Source organism: Algoriphagus sp. (genome assembly GCF_039969895.1).
GTDB lineage: Bacteria > Bacteroidota > Bacteroidia > Cytophagales > Cyclobacteriaceae > Algoriphagus.
Genome location: NZ_JBDVMZ010000008.1, coordinates 1 through 19824 on the forward strand (window position 1 = coordinate 1; position 19824 = coordinate 19824).

20 protein-coding genes and 1 rRNA gene are annotated in these 19824 nt (G+C 43.0%); 7 read left to right on the top strand and 14 right to left on the bottom strand.

The window, feature by feature from the left end:
* The 6 genes from ABJH64_RS04120 to ABJH64_RS04145 form a co-directional block, all read right to left on the bottom strand.
* Positions 1 to 104, bottom strand: a 16S ribosomal RNA gene (locus tag ABJH64_RS04120); the annotation flags it as partial.
* 582 nt (positions 105 to 686) lie between these two features.
* The gene (locus ABJH64_RS04125; RefSeq protein ID WP_348274485.1) at positions 687 to 1283 is read right to left on the bottom strand and encodes a DUF1080 domain-containing protein; all 597 of its coding nucleotides are present in this window, start codon (positions 1281 to 1283) and stop codon (positions 687 to 689) included.
* 105 nt (positions 1284 to 1388) lie between these two features.
* Positions 1389 to 2153: a DUF1080 domain-containing protein gene (locus tag ABJH64_RS04130; RefSeq protein WP_348274486.1), complete on the bottom strand. Its 765-nt coding sequence runs from the start codon at positions 2151 to 2153 to the stop codon at positions 1389 to 1391.
* A 182-nt stretch (positions 2154 to 2335) separates the two neighbouring features.
* A complete protein-coding gene (locus ABJH64_RS04135; protein WP_348299132.1) occupies positions 2336 to 3121 on the bottom strand; it encodes a helical backbone metal receptor in 786 nt (261 codons plus the stop codon).
* A 33-nt stretch (positions 3122 to 3154) separates the two neighbouring features.
* Entirely contained in the window at positions 3155 to 4219 is a 1065-nt protein-coding gene (locus tag ABJH64_RS04140; RefSeq protein WP_348274488.1) for a M42 family metallopeptidase, read from the bottom strand.
* 118 nt (positions 4220 to 4337) lie between these two features.
* Entirely contained in the window at positions 4338 to 5921 is a 1584-nt protein-coding gene (locus ABJH64_RS04145) for an acyl-CoA carboxylase subunit beta (RefSeq protein WP_348274489.1), read from the bottom strand.
* A gap of 174 nt (positions 5922 to 6095) precedes the next feature.
* Here ABJH64_RS04145 and ABJH64_RS04150 point away from each other — a divergent pair, with 174 nt between their 5' ends.
* The 5 genes from ABJH64_RS04150 to ABJH64_RS04170 all read left to right on the top strand — a co-directional run bounded on the left by ABJH64_RS04150 (position 6096) and on the right by ABJH64_RS04170 (position 9474).
* Positions 6096 to 7037: an exopolyphosphatase gene (locus ABJH64_RS04150; RefSeq protein WP_348274490.1), complete on the top strand. Its 942-nt coding sequence runs from the start codon at positions 6096 to 6098 to the stop codon at positions 7035 to 7037.
* 72 nt (positions 7038 to 7109) lie between these two features.
* Positions 7110 to 8180 carry an Ldh family oxidoreductase gene (locus tag ABJH64_RS04155; RefSeq protein ID WP_348274491.1) on the top strand — a complete coding sequence of 357 codons (1071 nt, stop codon included), beginning with the start codon at positions 7110 to 7112 and terminating at the stop codon, positions 8178 to 8180.
* A 141-nt stretch (positions 8181 to 8321) separates the two neighbouring features.
* Entirely contained in the window at positions 8322 to 8537 is a 216-nt protein-coding gene (locus ABJH64_RS04160) for a hypothetical protein (protein ID WP_348274492.1), read from the top strand.
* Complete coding sequence (locus tag ABJH64_RS04165; RefSeq protein ID WP_348274493.1) at positions 8537 to 8992, top strand: DUF6036 family nucleotidyltransferase; 456 nt, start codon at positions 8537 to 8539, stop codon at positions 8990 to 8992. The genes ABJH64_RS04160 and ABJH64_RS04165 overlap by 1 nt, the downstream gene beginning before the upstream one ends.
* A 20-nt stretch (positions 8993 to 9012) precedes the next feature.
* Positions 9013 to 9474, top strand: coding sequence for a hypothetical protein (locus ABJH64_RS04170; RefSeq protein ID WP_348274494.1), 462 nt, complete (start codon positions 9013 to 9015; stop codon positions 9472 to 9474).
* A gap of 576 nt (positions 9475 to 10050) precedes the next feature.
* On the opposite strand, the gene ABJH64_RS04175 is transcribed toward ABJH64_RS04170, so the two are convergent.
* Positions 10051 to 10533 carry a hypothetical protein gene (locus ABJH64_RS04175; RefSeq protein ID WP_348274495.1) on the bottom strand — a complete coding sequence of 161 codons (483 nt, stop codon included), beginning with the start codon at positions 10531 to 10533 and terminating at the stop codon, positions 10051 to 10053.
* Positions 10534 to 10710: 177 nt separating this feature from the next.
* Between ABJH64_RS04175 and ABJH64_RS04180 the strand changes: the two genes are divergently transcribed.
* Together ABJH64_RS04180 and ABJH64_RS04185 are read left to right on the top strand one after the other, a co-directional pair.
* Positions 10711 to 12078, top strand: a complete 1368-nt coding sequence (locus tag ABJH64_RS04180; RefSeq protein ID WP_348299133.1) for a Gfo/Idh/MocA family oxidoreductase — start codon at positions 10711 to 10713, stop codon at positions 12076 to 12078.
* Between the two features lie 95 nt (positions 12079 to 12173).
* Positions 12174 to 12668 carry a GNAT family N-acetyltransferase gene (locus tag ABJH64_RS04185; protein ID WP_348274497.1) on the top strand — a complete coding sequence of 165 codons (495 nt, stop codon included), beginning with the start codon at positions 12174 to 12176 and terminating at the stop codon, positions 12666 to 12668.
* Positions 12669 to 12706: 38 nt separating this feature from the next.
* Here ABJH64_RS04185 and ABJH64_RS04190 read toward each other — a convergent pair whose 3' ends face one another.
* From ABJH64_RS04190 to leuC, 7 genes are all read right to left on the bottom strand, one after another.
* Entirely contained in the window at positions 12707 to 12922 is a 216-nt protein-coding gene (locus ABJH64_RS04190; RefSeq protein WP_348274498.1) for a hypothetical protein, read from the bottom strand.
* Positions 12923 to 12931: 9 nt separating this feature from the next.
* Positions 12932 to 13717 carry a tRNA pseudouridine(38-40) synthase TruA gene (gene truA, locus ABJH64_RS04195; RefSeq protein WP_348274499.1) on the bottom strand — a complete coding sequence of 262 codons (786 nt, stop codon included), beginning with the start codon at positions 13715 to 13717 and terminating at the stop codon, positions 12932 to 12934.
* A gap of 43 nt (positions 13718 to 13760) precedes the next feature.
* Positions 13761 to 14783, bottom strand: a complete 1023-nt coding sequence (locus ABJH64_RS04200; RefSeq protein ID WP_348274500.1) for a hypothetical protein — start codon at positions 14781 to 14783, stop codon at positions 13761 to 13763.
* Between the two features lie 306 nt (positions 14784 to 15089).
* Positions 15090 to 16157, bottom strand: coding sequence for a 3-isopropylmalate dehydrogenase (gene leuB / locus ABJH64_RS04205; RefSeq protein ID WP_348274501.1), 1068 nt, complete (start codon positions 16155 to 16157; stop codon positions 15090 to 15092).
* The gene (locus ABJH64_RS04210; protein ID WP_348274502.1) at positions 16126 to 17712 is read right to left on the bottom strand and encodes an alpha-isopropylmalate synthase regulatory domain-containing protein; all 1587 of its coding nucleotides are present in this window, start codon (positions 17710 to 17712) and stop codon (positions 16126 to 16128) included. Before ABJH64_RS04210 ends, leuB begins: the two co-directional genes overlap by 32 nt.
* A 6-nt stretch (positions 17713 to 17718) precedes the next feature.
* Positions 17719 to 18309 carry a 3-isopropylmalate dehydratase small subunit gene (gene leuD / locus ABJH64_RS04215; protein WP_348274503.1) on the bottom strand — a complete coding sequence of 197 codons (591 nt, stop codon included), beginning with the start codon at positions 18307 to 18309 and terminating at the stop codon, positions 17719 to 17721.
* Positions 18310 to 18416: 107 nt separating this feature from the next.
* Positions 18417 to 19823, bottom strand: a complete 1407-nt coding sequence (leuC, locus tag ABJH64_RS04220; protein ID WP_348299134.1) for a 3-isopropylmalate dehydratase large subunit — start codon at positions 19821 to 19823, stop codon at positions 18417 to 18419.
* Between the last annotated feature and the right edge of the window lies 1 nt (position 19824).

Here is a 19824-nt window from a genome sequence, read left to right on the forward strand (position 1 = left end):
CCGTTCGCCACTCTCAACTACCCGAAAGTAATCTACCGTTCGACTTGCATGTATTAGGCCTGCCGCTAGCGTTCATCCTGAGCCAGGATCAAACTCTCCATTGTAAATTATCATTATTATACACTGTTCATGAAAACGCACGAAGCAATTCCCATAAACGTCTCCCTGTCTGTTCTCAGGTTACTATTTTTTTTCGTCTTACATCACTTCAAAGAACTTAATACCACTCATTTGTGGTCTTGCTCAGATGCCTCAATCTCCCGATTTCTGCTCCGTTTTTTCCCCTTCCTTGCTGAAGGGAGTGCAAAGGTAAAAGGTTATTTTTAAACCGCAATACCTAGCGCGAAATTTATTTTTGAAAGTTTTTCAGGTTACTACTCTCGCCTCTCTCTCTACCCATCCGTTAGATCGGTGCGCAAAGGTAAGGACTCTTTTTTCTCTTCCTAGCTCTACGCCTAAATTTCTTTTTTCAATCTAATCTAGAGAATTTTCCCTAATCCCTCTAACACCGTGTGCGTCGTTTGGGAGTGCAAATATCTACCTTTTTTGATTAGGGACAAGAGGTAATGCTGGATTTTAACAGCATTTTACATAAGGGCCTGATAAAGACAGAGAAAAGTTTCTCCAAAATAAAAATGCCCTGATGATGCGATCATCAGGGCACTCTCTCTTAGATAGATTTCAATTTAAAGCTTCTTCAAAACAATGTTTTTCCAATAAACTTTGATTCCTCCACCGTCATGGATCTGAAGGTTAACACCACCTTTTCCTTGTCCAATTTTAGAGTCAGAGAAATTTACCATTTCTACTCCATTCAAATAGGAGGTCACATTATCACCTTTGACAACAATCTTCATCTTGTTCCATTCTCCAAACTTCAAGTTCTTATCTTTTTCTGGATCTGGCTTTACTAACCAGCCTCTACCGTAAGATTCATAGATCCCACCTGTGTCACGACCTGGGGGTGCTACCTCCACTTGCCACCCAGTGATCTTAGTCCCCTCAACTGTAGATCTGATAAATACCCCTGAGTTACCATTAGCTTCTTGTTTGAATTCAAGAGTGATCTCAAAATCATCATAATGCTCATTCGTACCTAAATAACCATAGCCCTTATCTGGGCCACTTTCAGAAACTAGCAAACCATCTTCCACATACCATTTTTCTGTACCATAGATGGTCCAGCCTGAAAGGTCTTTACCATTGAAGAGTTTAACTTTCTTCTGCGCGTAGGCAAAATTTACAGATGCTACTAATAGCATCATTAATAATACTTTTTTCATTTATTTATAGTTTGTCATTTGAATGTTACAACGAATCTAGGGGGATTAAAATCAAGGTCCTTTTGGCACTACTAATCATCACGGTCTGACTCACCGAACCCGAACTTAGAGTTTCCTAATTTTAATGTTTTTAAACCAAGTCTCTGCACCATGATCCTGCAGTGAAATCAATCCAGTCTTGGAAATAGCATAATCTGGGAAGTCATTCCACTTACCGGAGTTACGAGCTTTAGTCCATGCTTCTGAATAAGGGACAAACTCTACTGTTTTCTTTCCATTCAGATAATAGCTGGATCCTTCCTCCGAAAAAATAATTTTCGAAGTATTCCATTCCCCTGCAGGTTTGACTGCACCTTCATAATCAGGCTCAGTCATCGCATAATCTGCTCCTATTGATTGCCAAATCTCCAGAGGCTCAGCAAATCCTAATTGATCGATCATCTGATATTCAGGCCCTGTTTCATAAGGCGCCTTGTATTTTGGATCCTCTACCACATGATACAACACACCGCTGTTTCCACCTGGAGCTATTTTCCATGTCCATTCCATCTCAAACTCCTCAAACTCAACTGGACCAAAAACGATGTCTCCACCTATATCGCCTCCCTTCCCCAATGCCTTCAAAGCACCATCTTCTACCGTCCAGCCGTCAGAAGGAAAGCTGTCTCCGTTAAATGCTCGCCAACCGTCAGTATTGATACCATCAAAAAGAAGCATCCAGCCTTCCGCCTTCTCTTCTTCGGTAAGGGAGTTTTCTGCCACCAACACCTCTTCTACTACAGTTTCAGTAACTGAATTTTCTGCGGGCTTCGGTCCACATGACCAAACCAAAGCAACTAGTGCCACCCATGCGTATCTTGTGTTTTTCATATTTTGATTTTATTAGTTCGATGTACAATTACTACTCGAGTAGTCTCTTCAGCTAGCTTTGAGTTCAAACTATTGCTAGACCGATGGAAGGTTCACTGTTTTTGCAGGCAAAAGTTAATTGAAATTTTTAATAAAGTCTGCTATGTAAATAAATTTTTTCATGAGCGGTAGCTGACTTCTACTCATCGCATCGTATCAAAATAAGCTTTTGCATGAAGTAACCGGCTTCCATACCAGGAGAAAATCTCCCCATCTACCAAGTTGACCTTAGCCTTCGGCAAAAGTGATTGGAATGATTTGATATGATTCTCCTTGAATGGATAAGGCTCTGAACTTAACAGCAGATATTCCGGATTCAGATTGCATAATTCTTCCTCAGTCAACTCAGGATATCGTCTAGCAACTACTGCGTTTTCAAACCCAGCAAACCCCAACATCTCATTTATAAAGGTATCCACTCCTGCTACCATTATGGGATCCTTCCAAATCAAGTACACCGCACGCCCCCGCATCGGCGAGGGTTGAGCAAAATCAATACCTAATTGCCTAATGATGGCTTCTGCCTTTTCTCTAACTTCCAGCATATCACCCAAACTCAAAATCATCCCCAAACTATCCTTCAGGGTATAGATATCACTCATCCAAACAGGATACTTTTCCATCAACTTCTCGATACCCACCTGCTCATTTTCCTCTTTATTACCAATAATCAAATCAGGCTTTAACGATTCAATCACTTCCATTCTATAGTTTTTCGTACCTCCGACAATAGTTTTCCGTTTGGTCAAGCCGTGAGGATGCACACAGAATTTGGTTACTCCTACTATTTTTTCCTCCAAACCCAGATCTACAAGCAACTCAGTCTGCGAAGGAACTAAGGATATGATTCGCTGTGGAGAAGATGAAAGTGAAATTCTACGATTGAGTTGGTCAGTAAACTGCATAGTGACTTTAAGTCTATCGCTCATGGCAACCATGAACTTGGACCCATTAGCTAATGGCTACTTTATATATCTAAAATCAAATTTTGGATCAAAGTCTAGTAAGAATTCATACATCAACTCAATCACCTGCTCGATATCATCTTTGCTTGCCATTTCGACTGTCGTATGCATGTACTTCAAAGGAAGAGAAATCAAGGCTGAAGGCACCCCCTCATTAGAATAAGCAAATGCATCCGTATCCGTTCCTGTTCCTCTGGAAGCGGCAGCTCGTTGGAAAGGAATCTCGTGCTTCCGTGCTGTCTCAATTATTAGATCCAACAACTTCTTATGCACCGAAGCTCCAACAGGAAGAACTGGTCCTTTGCCTGCGGTGGTATCTCCACTGGTCACCTTATTATATAAAGGCGCCGTTGTGTCGTGACAAACATCCGTGATGATAGCCAAATTAGGTTTGATCTTGGCAGCGATCATTTGTGCACCACGAAGGCCTATTTCCTCCTGAACGGCATTTACTATATAGAGTCCAAATGGTAGTTTTTTCTTGGATTCTTTGATTTTCTTCGCCACCTGAGCGATCATGTAGCCTCCGATTCTATTGTCAAGTGCTCTTCCTGAATAAAACTTCCCATTCAATTCCGTCAACTCATCTTTGAATGTAATCACGCAACCTACGTGAATTCCCATTTCCTCCACTTCGTCTTTTGACCTCGCTCCCACATCGATGAAGATATTATCCAAGGTCGGCGCATCTTCTTTTCCTTCTTTCCTGACGTGAATCGCCGGCCAACCAAAAACTCCTGGTAATATCCCTTTATCTGTATGAATATTCACTCGCATGGAAGGAGCGATCATGTGATCCGAACCTCCATTGCGGCGCACGTAGATGTAACCGTCGTCTTTGATATAGTTCACAAACCAGCTAATCTCGTCGGCATGCGCTTCGATCACCACTTTGTATTCTGCCTTAGGGTTGATCACCGCCACAGCCGTTCCATAGCTATCTGTGAAATAATCATCCGTAAATGGCTTGATGTAATCCAACCAAATCTGTTGCCCAGATACTTCGAAGCCAGTTGGGGAGGCGTTATTTAGGTACTTATATAAAAAGGTATTCGAATCCATTTTGAAAATTGTCTTTGAAATTTAATGTTTTAAGAATATCAGAGAGGTAAGAGCATTAGTAGAATTAATTAACTCAAGCAAATCCTCTTCTTCGGTCTCCTGTCTTCCTGCTCTTTTATTACAACGGAATATTCCCATGTTTCTTTCTCGGGATCTTATCCACTTTGTTCTCTAGCATTTTGAAGGCTTTGATTAGTTTGATGCGGGTTTCGGACGGCATGATGACTTCGTCAATAAACCCTCGATGTGCTGCTCTGTATGGATTGGCAAACTTCTGAGTGTACTCATCTACTTTTTCCTGAAGTTTTGCTTCGGGGTCTTCAGCTTCTGCGATTTCTTTTTTGAAAATAATCTCCGAAGCCCCCTTCGCTCCCATTACCGCAATCTCTGCAGTCGGCCAAGCAAAATTCAAATCCGCTCCGATATGCTTAGAATTCATCACATCGTATGCTCCACCGTATGCCTTTCTCGTTATCACAGTAATTCTAGGCACGGTCGCCTCCGAAAACGCATAAAGCAACTTTGCCCCATTGGTAATAATCCCATTCCACTCTTGATCTGTCCCCGGCAAAAAACCTGGTACATCCACCAATACTAAAAGCGGAACATTAAAGCTATCGCAAGTTCTCACAAAGCGCGCTGCTTTCACAGAAGCGTCATTATCCAAGACTCCAGCCATAGATTGCGGTTGATTACCTACTACTCCTATACTTCTTCCTGCGATTCTCGCATAACCTACCACGATATTGTCGGCGAAGTTTTCATGTACTTCCAGAAAAGAGTCCTCATCAACAATGCCTCTCACTGCATCTCGAATGTCATACGGGTGATTTGGATTTTCTGGAATTAGGGCATCCAATTCTGAGCGACTTTCATCCGCGAGCATTTCATAAGGATAGACCGGAGCTATTTCCTCACAGTTTTGAGGCATGTAGCTTAGGATTTTCTTAATATGTTGGATACACTCCAGCTCATTTGCGCAAGCGAAATGCGTGACGCCACTTTTGGTACTATGAGCAGATGCTCCGCCAAGTTCCTCGGCAGTGACGTTTTCCTGCGTCACGGTCTTCACCACATTTGGTCCTGTGACGAACATATAAGAGGTATTTTCTACCATTAATATAAAGTCGGTGATCGCTGGTGAATATACTGCCCCTCCAGCGCATGGCCCCATAATAGCCGAAATCTGAGGCACCACTCCTGAGGCAAGTGTATTTCTATAAAATATATCGGCGTAGCCACCTAATGAATTTACTCCTTCTTGGATTCTAGCTCCTCCCGAATCATTCAACCCGATCACTGGCGCACCATTTTTCATCGCCATATCCATAATCTTGCAGATTTTCTCCGCATGAGTTTCTGATAAAGAACCTCCGAAAACCGTAAAGTCCTGCGAAAAAACATAAACCAATCGCCCATTCACCTCACCATAACCTGTGATCACTCCATCTCCTAGATAATGTTCTTTGTCAAGACCAAAATCCTTTGCCCGGTGCATGACGAATTTATCAATCTCCTGAAAAGTGCCTTCATCCAACAGTAACTCCACACGCTCACGAGCAGTAAGCTTACCTTTCTTATGCTGGGAAGCGATTCTCTTTTCCCCACCACCCAGAAGTGCTTCCGCATTTTTCTTCTTCAACAACTCGATCTTGCCGTTTTTTCCAGGCAAGGTATAATTGGGTTTATCCTGTATGCTCATTAGATTGTTTTTATGACTTGCTCAAATATAACAGGCTTTGCCAGCTATGAAAAATTGAAGTAGGATCTCTCAGAGGGAATCTCATCCAGCGATAATTCCTCAATAAATGAAATGCAGAAAGTCCTACTTTGAAATAACTTTCTATATTCGCCCATCCAAAAAAACTGGCAGCATATGAGTACCCGAAAGGCAGCGGTGATAGACATGGGAACCAATACCTTTCATTTGTTATTGGTCGAAATAGATAGTGTAAACTTCCATACGATTTACAAGGAGAAAATCCCTGTCAAATTGGGAAAGGGAGGCATCAATCAAAACCATATCGCTGATGACGCCAAAAAACGCGCATTGCATACCCTCACCCACTTCAAGAACCTAATTGAAGGAGAACGGATTACCAAAATTTTTGCCTTTGCCACCAGTGCCGTTCGCAATGCCGAGAATGGACAAGCCTTCGTTCAAGAGGTCAAAGAAACCTTAGGCATTGAGATCAGGGTACTTTCCGGTGAGCAGGAAGCTCAAATGATCTATGAAGGAATCCGCCTTTCCGGCTCGCTCCATGACCAAACAGAACTGATGATGGATATCGGAGGGGGTTCGGTAGAATTTATCATCGGCAATCGAAAAGAGGCTTTTTGGAAGCAAAGCTTTGAAATAGGAGGACAGCGACTGTTAGAACTTTTCCACTACCATGACCCTATCCTCCCTGAGGAAATAGAACGACTGGAAGCTTATTTGGAAGAAAAACTACACCCTCTAATCCAAGCGATCGCTACCTACAGACCCGCAGGATTGGTGGGAGCTTCCGGCACTTTTGACACGCTGACGGATATATACTTTGAATCCATGCTGCAGTGCAAGCTTACGGGGCGCCACGTATTCGAGCTGCCGGTAGAAGAATATGAAGCGATTCATCAAATGCTTCTCAGCAAAAACAGGCAGGAGCGGCTACTGATTCCAGGCATGATTGCCATGCGTGTGGATATGATCGTGGTGGCGTCGAGTTTGATCGAGTTCATCCTACGCTATATCGAGGTAGATTTTATCACCTGCTCGCATTATGCGCTCAAAGAAGGGGCGATCTCCTCCCTGCTGACTCAACCTCAAACTGCCTGATCAGGTCGTTCAAAAGATTTCCTTTCTTATCTTTAGCCAAAATTTACCGGCTGTATTTCCCCCTTTTTCCCCATGAATTACTCCTACGAACAACTCCACGCATTTACGCTAGACATGCTTACCAAAATTGGTTGCCCGGAAGATCAGGCCAAGACTGCGGCTGATGTCTTGCTATCGGCGGATCTTCGAGGAGTGGACAGTCATGGCGTGGCGAGGCTTTCGGGCTATGTGCGATTGTGGGAAAAAGGCCGAATCAACGCTACTCCAAATATCAGTATAGTACACGAAACTCCCTCCACGGCAGTAGTGGATGGAGATGGAGGATTGGGATTGGTAGTAGCTCCCTTTGCGATGAAAGTGGCAATAGATAAAGCCAAAATCGCCGGTACAGGCTGGGTTTCGGTGAAAAACTCTAATCACTATGGCATTGCAGGTTATCATGCCATGCAAGCTTTGGATCATGATATGATCGGTATTTCTCTGACTAATGCCAGCCCGCTGGTGGCCCCTACTTTTTCTCAGGAAAGACTTCTAGGAACTAACCCGATCGCTGTGGCAATCCCTGCCAAAGATCAGCCTCCATTTGTTGCCGATTTGGCTACGACGACAGCTGCCAATGGGAAACTGGAAATCCTTCAGCGTAAAGGAATGGACACCCCAACTGGCTGGGTTCAAGACAAAACAGGAAATCCTACTACTTCTGCCAATGGTGTGAAAGACGGAGGAGCTTTGCTTCCGCTGGGTGGTGATCGTGAGCACGGTTCGCACAAAGGATATGCACTAGGTTCCGTAGTGGATATTTTCTCGGCTGTTCTATCCGGTGCCAATTACGGCCCGTGGGTTCCACCATTCGTGGCGTTCTTAGAGCCAGACCCTAATCCTGTAGGCGAAGGAATTGGTCACTTCTTCGGTGCGATGCGTGTAGATGCATTCCGTCCTGCGGATGAATTCAAAGCACACATGGATAATTGGATCACTCGATTCCGATCTGCCAAACCTACTCCGGGAAATGAAAAAGTTTTAATTCCCGGAGATCCTGAGCGGGAACTGGAAGCTATCCGGATGAAAGATGGAATACCATTGTTAGATCCAGTAGTGAAGGATTTGACTGAATTGGGAGAGCGATTTGGAGTGAAGTTTTAGGAAGTGGGGTGTTGGATGTCGGGTGACCGATGCATGCCTCCCACTCTTATGAGCGAATTAGAGATTAAGTGAAAAGAGATTGGAGAGAAGAAGTTATATCCATACGATTTTTTCAAATTGACTTTATACCTTTAAAGCAAGATGTCTGACAGTCCAAAAAAATACAAACTCGACCGATCTGCCTTTCATGCAAGAAATGCCTCTGAACAAGTCAACTACGCCAAAGAATATAAAGATTCCTCTTGGCAAGAAAGGCTGCCAATCCATCGCTACTTGAATAGCATTGCCTATGGATATGACATTGACAATCCTCCTAGGATGGATAAAACAGCCTTTAGCGTAAGATCTCGGGAATAATGGGTAATATTTTTGATGAAGATTTTAGAGAGTTCATTGAAGCGTTAAACAAGCACAACGTCGAATATATTCTGGTTGGTGGTTTCTCTGTTATTTTTTATGGCTATTCTCGAACTACTGGAGTTCTTGATCTATGGGTGAATAAATCTGCCGAAAACTATGCTAGACTTGTTAAAGCTTTCAATGAATTCGGGATGCCAGTATTTGATATGACTGAGGATAATTTTTTGAATCACCCTTTTTGGGATGTATTTTCTTTTGGTAGATCGCCTGTGGCGATTGATATAATGACTTCGGTCAAAGGTTTAAATTTCCAAGAGGCATATCTAAAAAGCAAAATATTTGAAGAGCAGGGAATACAAATAAGAACCATACATAAAAATGACCTTATTAATGCCAAAAAAGCTTCCAACCGTCCTAAGGATCAAGATGACTTAGAAAATATTGGAGATTAAAATCAATTACAGAAGAAAACATGCCTCTCACTCCCCCCACCTCTCGCCCTTCTTTCGAAGAAAACCCAAAACTTGCCAAAGCCGCTCACAATTTGAGCACACTCATCACTGCCATAGCTCAAAAAAAGATCCCACACGCTCAGCAACAGAAAATCAACGAAATCATCGCTGGGGTAAATAACTTCGCCGGGCCAGATCCAGAATTGCTGAAGCAAGTAAAATCCGCACAAGCAGCCATTGTTAAACTGCTAGACCTAGAACTCAAGCTCGTGCCACAGAATCACTACCAACTTCAATGGATGGTGCTTGGCATGGCTATGTTTGGCATACCTATGGGAGTTGCCTTCGGAACCGCCTTGGGAAACTTGGCATTTTTAGGAATCTGTCTTCCCATTGGAATGGCTATAGGTATAGCCGTGGGAGCATCAAAAGACAAGAAAGCCAAAGAAGAAGGCCGACAACTGGACTGGGTAGCTAAATAGCCGGCTCTACACTCCTCGCTCCTAAATCACATCACTTCCAAGTACAAAAATCACATCTTTATACCTTACCAGCGCTTAAATCGACACAATACGTTGTTCGAGTAATTGCCAATTCCTGCCATTTTGTGAGCTCATCTGGTGTTTTTTCTCAGGTTTTCCTTACCAAACTATAACCAAATATAAATTTTACCGAGTCTATCAACATGATAAGTCAGTTATTCAAGTTATTAAGTTGATTATAGAACCTATGAAGTTGCTTATTCAAGTCAATAAGTGAACTCTATCTCCTCCAGATAGATCTAACGATCAAAAAAGAGTACTCGTCGGTGCATTTTAGTGATCATTCCTACTTTAAAAGTAGAATATCCAACTTATAAAGTAGAAAAGTTAACTGCATAAGTTGACTGGATATGTTTCGACTAGGAATGAAACTGTTTTTCACTGACTTGATTGTATAAAAGACTGATTGAGCTTAGCTAGGAGCTTCTGCAGGTATGTTTTTTACCTTAAAAATGGAGATGTACTACGAGTGGTTATTTCCCTATAGAAGCAAACTTCCAATGAAAGCTGCGTTATCTAGCTCTGAGGCTTCGCTTTAGCTCTTTTTCCCATACCAGCAAAGCGAAATTTCAGCTCATTATAGATCGTACTCGCATTGGTGATGCCCATTTTCATGGCCGATTTGACGGTTTTATAGTACAGATTTCCCTGACGATTGGCCTCATAGCCTGCAAGTGCTCGGGTAGCAGTCAGCGAATCACGGATTTGGATGACTTTAATGATGAGCGAACGCATTTGCTTGGTCAAATCATAGTCTTTTTCCAATTCTTCCAACTCCATAAAGCCCGGTATAAATTCAGGATTCGTCTTGGCAAAAGCGATGCATTTGCTCACATATAAGGACGCTTTATCTCCGAATTTGTCCTTGCGCTGCCTGTCTTTTGCAGACATCTCCACGGTGTACTTATGCAAAATCTCGGTGGATTTGCTCAGGTATTCATTCAAAAGAATCATATCCTCGTCGGATATCCGCACAGAAATCTGATTTTCAAGTCCCATGGAATCAAAAGTTTAAGTAGAGAAAAGTATGAAACTAAGATAGCTTTTTCGGAATAGAAGCCTAACAATGTCACGTAAAAATCGCTCTTCATGGACAAATGCCTGTCCACAGGAAATCACTTGCCAATGTGCTATCTTTTTGTAATTTGAAGCGCTTTTAACTCAAACCCATAAGCTATGAATCCCCTTAATCGAAGAGAATTTTTAAAAGGAAGTACCGCTTTAGCTACACTTGCCAGTTTTGGCCTGCTAGGCATGGACTTCAAAGACCGTGAAGGCCCCTTGCAAGTGGCGCTCATCGGCGCAGGCTGGTACGGAAAATCTGACCTTTTTCGCCTTATCCAAGTGGCAGATATAGAAGTAGTCGGACTTTGTGATCCAGACAAAAATATGCTGAAAGCCGCTGGAGATATGGTCGCAACACGTCAGAAGTCTGGAAAAGTCCCAGCGCTTTATGAAAATTACAAAGAGCTTTTAGCTAAGGAAAAACCGGAATATGTTATAATCGGTTCTCCGGACCATTGGCATGCGCTACAATGCATTGACGCGCTGAAAGCGGGAGCGCATGTCTATGTACAAAAGCCGATTTCTGTGGATGTGATAGAAGGAGAAGCGATGGTCGCAGCTGCTAGAAAATATAAAAAAGTAGTGCAAGTGGGAACTCAGCGCAAAAGCACCCCGCACCTCATCGATGCAAAAGAGCAAATCATTGATACCGGCAAGCTCGGCAAGATTTCACATGTAGAAGTTTGCTGCTATTTCCACATGCGTGCCAATGGAAATCCTCCCGTGGAACCTGTTCCTGACTTTTTCAATTACGACCTGTGGACTGGCCCAGCTCCACTTCGCGAGTATGATGGACTGCCGCACAGACGTTGGTGGAGAACTTTCATGGAGTATGGAAATGGTATTACGGGAGACATGTGCGTACACATGCTGGACACCGTTCGATGGATGTTGAAACTTGGCTGGCCCACTCAGATCACTTCCACGGGTGGAATTTATGTGCAGAAAGATGGAAAATCCAACATCTCCGATACCCAATCGGCGATCTTCGAATACCCAGAACTCAATGTTGTATGGCAACATAGAAGTTGGGGAAATCCAGATGATGCAGATTATCCATGGGCGTTTAAGATTTTTGGAGAAAAAGGTATGCTTGCTGGAAGTACGATGCGAGCAGATTATACTCCTTTGGACAAAAATGAAAAACCAATTCATTTTGAGTGCCTTTTCGAAAGAGAAAAATATCCAGAAGACCTTACAGAACCAGATATAGAGCTAAATGCTGCACCAGCAACTCGCCTTCACATGCGGAATTGGCTGGAGGCTATAGATAAAAACACGCTTCCGGTGGCAGATATAGAGGAAGGGCATATTTCTACTGCAGCCTGTATCTTAGCAAATATCTCGATGGAGCTAGGAGGCAGGACGTTGAAATACGATCCAAAAACGATGACTGTTCTTGATGATAAGGAGGCAACTGCACTTCTAAGAAGACCTTATCGAAAAGGCTACACGCATCCCGAGCCTAAGAGCGTTTGATTGATCGCTCAGATTACAAAATTTTCCAAAACCGACTGCTTTATCCAAAGGGTCGGTTTTGTTATTTTTACACCTGACCTTATTACTCCCTAACTATGGTGTCCATCACCCCCGCCAAACTTGAAGATCTGATCCACGTGCAATCTATTGCTCAACGTACCTGGCCTGATACCTTCAAAAATATCCTATCTCCAACTCAGATAGAATATATGCTGAATTGGATGTATAGCTTGCAAATGCTTGAAGAGCAGCTAAAGGATGGCTATCAATTTTTCTTGGCTGAGGAGAATGAGGAAAAGCTAGGCTTCTCTGGAATAGAAATCAACAATGAGCCCGGGAAGACAAAAATCCACAAAATCTATATTCTTCCTTCGGCGCAGGGAAAAGGTATAGGGAAAAAGCTAATCCAGCTGATAAAAGAAATTGCAATAGAACATAACCAAAAAAGTCTCCTCCTCAATGTCAACAAATACAATCAAAACGCGATTGCTTTCTATGAATATTTGGGATTTGTGAATATCAAAGCTGAGGTCATCGACATCGGAAATGGGTATGTGATGGATGATTATGTGTTTGAGATGGGGCTTTAAGTTTTTTCTCGCGGCGGCGCGGCGGCGCAACATAAGATTTATTTAATTTTTCTAACCATTCTGGCGAAAGTCTTAAGACCTGTCTGCACAGCATGCAGGCTTGCTCTAAACGAGTAATGATTTGAGTCACTTTCACCTTTGAGATGCCTGCCTACCGAAGGAAGGTCACCCATATCGCAGGCTGAGGATCTCCTCGAAAGTTTCTGTAGGAAGTTAAAACCTTCGAGGAGGTTGTTCACTCCTACGTCGCTCACGACGACACCTCAAAGGTTGGTTAACACCGTCTCCCAAAGAACCAACCCATTGGCAGGAGCAGGGGGTAATCTTTCAAACTTTTCTGCCGATTCAAAGCGTTTCTCAATCTCAGAAATTTCCATTTCTCCTTTACCTATTTGCCAAATCGCTGACATCATCATACGCACCTGATGATGGAGAAAACCTGTACCGGTGATTTCGAAGTAAAACATCTCCTGCGGAAAAAATTGTCCTAGAAATTCATTCGAGGTAGAAATCTTAGCAGAAATTACTTCACGCACATAATCAGTCTTATTTTCCGAAGGCTTACAAAAGCCTTTGAAATCATGCTGTCCCAGAAATAATTCACAAGCATCATGCATCAATTTCCAATTTAATTTTCCTGAGATATTAAAGAGAAAAGCAGAAGCAAAAGGATGAAACTTTGAAGCATTTGAAAAATAGTAGCGGTAGGTTTTCTGCTGAACTGATTGGATCAAATTGAAAGTGGCAGGGACATCTTTCACAGAATTAAGCTGAATGTCCTGAGGAAGATGTTCGTTAAACTCAGGCAATAGGGTATGCATAGCGACTTTTTCACGAAGGAAAACCTGCACATATCCACCCAGGCAAGAAACTCCAGAGTCTGTTCGGCTCGCTCCTATCAGCGAAAAATCCTCATGCCCGAGCACATGTCTAAGCACTCGTTCCAGTCTCTTTTGAACAGTCGGCTGACTCGGTTGCGGAACCCAGCCTTTGTAGCGCGCTCCAAAATAGGATATGGTAAAAAGGTAGGATTGTGGTCGGGATTGCAAGGATAATAAAGAGTTGAGATTTAAAATGAGGTAATTGAAGATGCTATTTCAACTCCAAGTAGTATTCCATGGTGCGATAAGTGTCCACATCAGGGTAACCATCTGAAGTTGGTTTTAAAGTTTTGAAATGATTTTTAGGAAAAAGGGATTCTTTCACAAGTTGATTATATAACTTTTTATTACTGGGAGGAGTGGCATTTTGAATCATCGTAGGCGGCAGAGTACCATCTCCTTCACGACGGATCCCCCATTTTACCAACCCATTTTCGTCAGTCACAAAGGCTGCATTCTCTTTAGTATGAACTTCAGTAGCGATGGACCAAGCTATCCCACGATCTTTGCCCGGCTCGGTAAAACCTACCATAAATGCGTATCGTTTCCCTCCCTCCAAATCCAGTTCAGAATCCCCTTTAAGATCAAATCGAATGTATCTCAGATGTCCCTCTTGCTCGCCATTTGGCTTACCTTCTCGCTGATACACAGGCTGAGTAGTGTGTGGAACATCAGGAAAAACTCCGCCAGAAACAAGATGGAGGAAGGTATATTCATCACCTTCTAAAAAATCATCGCAACGGTTGAATTGATGGTCAAAGCCATGGGTAGCTTCATCACCTTTGAATGTTCCATTTTCGTTAATTCTAATTTCCTCACCTTTTTTGGAATTCACCTCAAAGAAAACAAGATACATCTCGGCTCCAGAAGCTCCAGCCATCAGCGCATTATCTCCCTTTGAAGTTCTGAGGACCAAGGCATCCACTTTCACATTTTTCCCCGCTGGCACATTAAATACCTGGCCCATATCTCTATTTCGCTGGAAATAGCCAAAGCCATTGCTATCCGGACTTCCTTTCCAGAGTAACGTTTCTTGCGACTCATTACGAATACTCGTGTTGCCGTGATTTACTTTCTCTGTGGGAATATGAAAATAAAGGCCTTTCATCAGCTTATCTTGAGGCAATTCGTAGGTTTTGCCGAGATCATAAATTTCAAGTTGTGACTGGCAAAGAGCCTGCATGTGCAGCAAGGTCAAAATGCAAATACCGACAATAGAGGTTAATCTTATCATTAGGTTTGGAGTTAGGTTAGTTGTGCTGACTAAATAAACAAAATATTTCCAAAAGCACCGAGATGAGTTGGTGCCTAGCTTTTCGCTTAAGTAACACTTGGTAAATATACTAGGCTCCAAATCTCAATGAGCCAGAAAAGCTTGGGCAGCAATACAAAAATTAATTCTTACAGGTGATTTATCAGCTTTAAGTTTGAGATTAAAGCCCTCAAACGGGTTGGTATATAAAAAGGAGTTATAATTCCGCGACTAAAAAGTAAAAAACCACCCCATTTCTGAGGTGGTTCATATTTTTTAAAGCTAGTTTTAAGCCAAAATCTTAGCAGCTAGCCAGTCGCCAACTTCAGAAGTCTTGTAAGCGGTACCGCCATCAGCGATATCCTCTGTCACGTATCCTTCTTCTAGTGATTGATTCACCACATCAGAAATCAATTGTGCTTCTGCCTTCAAGTCAAAAGCATAATCAAACATCATCGCTGCAGAAAGAACTGTTGCCAATGGATTGGCGATATCTTTTCCAGCTGCCTGAGGATAAGATCCGTGAATTGGTTCGAACAATTTGATAGAAGTACCCAAAGATGCAGATGGCATCAAGCCCATAGAACCTGAGATCACTGAAGCCTCATCTGTCAAGATATCTCCGAATAAGTTTTCAGTAATCAAGACATCGTAAGCTTTTGGCCATTGAATCAATCGCATCGCTACTGCATCTACGAATTCGTATTCTACTTTCACATCTGGATATTCCGGAGCAAGTTCTTGTACGGTTTCTCTCCAAAGTCTGGAAGTCGCCATCACGTTTGCTTTGTCCACGCAGGTCAATAGTTTTCTTCTTTTTTGCGCAGCTTCGAACCCCATTCGTGCCAGACGAGTGATTTCTTCTTTGCTGTACACATTGGTATCAAAAGCCTTCGTGCCTTGCTCATTTCTTCCTCTTGGCTCGCCGAAGTAGATTCCTCCAGTCAGTTCTCTAAAGAAAACAAAGTCAACCCCATCCACCCGATCTAATTTCAAAGGAGATTTGTGCACCAAGGAAGGGAAAGTGAAGGTAGGGCGCACGTTGGCAAATAAGCCTAATTTCTGACGCATCAACAACAATCCTTGCTCGGGACGCACCTTAGCCTTGGGATCATTGTCATATTTGGGATCACCGATAGCACCGAAAAGAACCGCATCCGAAGCTGCAGCGATTTCGTGGGTAGCATCTGGGTAGGGTTCACCAGTCGCATCAATTGCGGCCGCTCCTACTACTGCTTCTGTAAATGTGATGTTGTGTCCGAATTTCTGGGCTATAGCTTTCACTACTTTCACAGCCTGGTCGATTACTTCAGGTCCTATGCCGTCACCCGGCAACAGCGCGATATTCATTTCCATAAAACTTGGATTCTTCTTTCGTTGGTGTTTGATTGAATGATTCGACGATGTTCAGCATTTTCTCCGTGGCCATCATCGCAGCCACTGTTTGATCGGGATCTAGCCCTTTCGTTTTAAATATTTTTCCATAATCCCATGTCACGACCGTCTCCACAAATGCATCTGTTTTTCCTCCTGGAGGAATAGAGACATGATAATCTATCAACTTAGGGAGTTGTCTCTTTCTGCATTTGTAGATTTCTTTCACAGCTCTCATGAATGCATCATATTGTCCATCTCCAGAAGCATGAGCATCATAGGCTTTTCCGTAAATATTCAGTCTGAGCTGCACAGAAGGTTTGAGCCCATGCGAATGAGTCATGTGATAACCTTCGATGAAAATATTCTTGGAGATAGAGTTGTTCTGCAAGACATCCGAAATGATGTAAGGCAAATCTTCTGTGGTTACGCGCTCCTTTTTATCGCCGAGCTCGATGATGCGCTGAGTCACTTTGGTAAGCTCATCCTTTTCCAAAGAAATCCCCAATTCTTCCAGGTTCTTGAGAATATTGGCTTTGCCGGAAGTTTTGCCTAGCGCATATTTCCGTTGACGTCCAAATCGCTCAGGAAGCAAATCGTTGAAGTAGAGGTTCTTTTTATTATCTCCGTCTGCGTGAATTCCCGCAGTTTGGGTAAAGACATTTTCACCTACCACAGGCTTATTAGCAGGGATATGCTGACCGGAAAATTGCTCTACCAATTTGCTTACCCGGTAGATTTTCTGCTCCTGCACATTGATCTCCAGATCAGTGAAATCTTTGATCACAGCGATCACTGACTCCAGCGGGGCATTTCCAGCTCGCTCGCCCAGGCCGTTGATCGTCGTGTGAATCCCTGAAGCACCGTACATAATCGCTTCCATTACATTGGCTACAGAAAGATCGTAGTCATTATGCGCGTGAAAATCGAAATGTGCTTGTGGGAATTTTGAGGAGATTAGGATGAAATATGCTTTCGTTTCCTCTGGAGAAAGTAGCCCTAAAGTATCAGGAAGCATGATCCTTTTCACAGGAAGCGTAGTCAGAAAGTCAATCAGCGCTAGCGTATATTCTGGTGAATTTCGCATGCCATTAGACCAATCTTCCAGATACACATTCACATCTATTCCATTCTCCTGAGCATATGCTATGCTTTTTTGAATATCGGAGAAATGCTCTTCCTGTGTTTTTTTCAGCTGATGAACGAGATGATTTAATGAGCCTTTGGTGAGAAGATTCATCACCTTAGCACCAGCTTCCAACAACCAATCAACCGAGGCAGGGGTATCTACAAAACCAAGAACCTCCACTCGATCCAGGTAGCCTTTTTGCGCAGCCCAGTTTGTGATTTTTTGTACTCCTTCTAACTCTCCATCTGAAACTCTCGCTGAAGCCACCTCTATCCGATCCACCTTCAATTCATCCAGCAAAAGTTTAGCGATCTGCAACTTTTCTGAAGGCAAAAAGGAAACGCTCGAGGTCTGTTCACCGTCCCTCAGCGTAGTATCCATGATTTCAATGCGCTTCCTTGCGGTCATTTTCACTTATTTATTCGCTGCAAATGCGTCGATTTCCTCCGACATATTTAATAGGTAGTCGATGTCATCAAAGCCATTTTGCATATTTTGCTTCTTGTATTCATTGATGTCAAAAGACTCGGATTCTCCCGTCGAATCTAGCGTAATCTTCTGATTCGGGACATCCACGGTAATCGTAGCAGCTGGATTTGCAGTAATTGTATCCATCAATTTGTCCGCAAAAGCAGGAGATACAGTCACCGGTAGCACGCCAATATTTAGGCAGTTGTTTTTAAAGATATCTGCGAAAAAGCTGGAAACTACACATCTGAATCCGTAGTCATAAAGAGCCCATACAGCGTGCTCACGGCTGGAACCCGAACCGAAATTCCTACCAGAAACCAGTATTTTACCACTGTAAGTTGGGTCATTGAGAACAAAATCCTTTTTAGGATTGCCTTCCACATCGTATCTCCAGTCACGGAAAAGATTGTCGCCGAATCCTACACGCTCAGTAGCCTTGAGGAATCTAGCTGGGATGATTTGATCTGTATCCACATTGTCTGTCGGTAAAGGAACCGCAGTGCTTGTGAGCACAGTAAATTTATCGTAAGCCATTATATATTGATTGAAAGATTGGAAAATTGGGAAATTGGAAAATTCGATTGCTGATAAACTTTATTTACCGAATCAAATTCCTACTTCCCATTTCTGACTTCGTATTTTTAATTTTGAAATACTTCTCTTGGATCGCAGATTTCACCTTTTACGGCCACGGCAGCTACGGTCAGCGGAGAAGCGAGCATAGTCCGAGCACCTGGTCCCTGACGGCCTTCGAAGTTTCGATTGGAAGTGGAGACTGCATATTTTCCGGAAGGAATTTTATCATCGTTCATTGCCAAACATGCTGAACAGCCCGGCTGGCGAAGTTCGAATCCTGCTTCTTCCAGAATCTTCACCAAACCTTCTTCATGTGCCATTTTCTCCACTTCACGAGAACCTGGAACGATCCAAGCCGTGATGTTATCCGCTTTCTTATGTCCTTTTACAAATTGAGCAACCGAACGAATGTCTTCGATACGACCGTTGGTACAAGAACCTACGAATACGAAGTCAACTTTTTTACCCTTGATCGCTTCACCAGGCTCAAAGCCCATGTAAGCCAAAGATTTCAGGTAAGAGGTTTTATTACTTCCTTCCATTCCATCTGTGGTAGGGATATTTCCTTTCACTTTGATACCCATACCAGGATTTGTACCATAGGTGATCATCGGCTCAATATCGGCAGCATCGAAGGTATATTCCTTATCGAAAACAGCACCATCGTCTGTTTTCAGCGTTTTCCAATAAGCCACTGCCTTGTCCCAATCATCACCTTTAGGCGCGTATTGCCTTCCTTTGAGGTATTCGAAAGTAGTCTCATCTGGCGCGATCAAACCTCCACGAGCTCCCATTTCAATAGACATATTACAGACGGTCATTCTAGCTTCCATGGAAAGACTACGAATCGCAGATCCGGCATATTCTACAAAGTAGCCGGTAGCACCTGCTGCTGAGATCTGAGCAATCACGTAAAGAATCAAATCCTTGGAAGTCACCCCTGGTCCAGCTACCCCATCGATGGTAATTCTCATTTTCTTAGCCTTGGACTGCATGATACACTGCGTCGCCAAAACCATCTCCACCTCAGAGGTACCGATTCCAAAAGCAATTGCTCCGAATGCACCGTGCGTAGAAGTATGAGAGTCACCACAAACGATCGTCATACCTGGTTGGGTAATTCCAAGTTCTGGTCCGATCACGTGAACAATCCCGTGATGCGCAGAACCCAAATCGTGAAGTTCTATGCCGTATTTGGCACAGTTCTCACGAAGTTTTTCCACCTGCATCCGAGAAAGCTTGTCCTTGATCGTTTTATCTTGATCTATAGTAGGGACGTTATGATCTGGAGTAGCGATAGTTCGGCTAGGATTTTTCACTCCTATACCACGAGTTTCGAGACCTAGAAATGCTACCGGCGAGGTCACTTCATGGATAAAATGTTTATCGATGAAGAACACATCAGGGCCAGCCGGAACTGATTTCACGACATGGGCATCCCAGATTTTATCAAATAATGTTGTCTTTTCCATA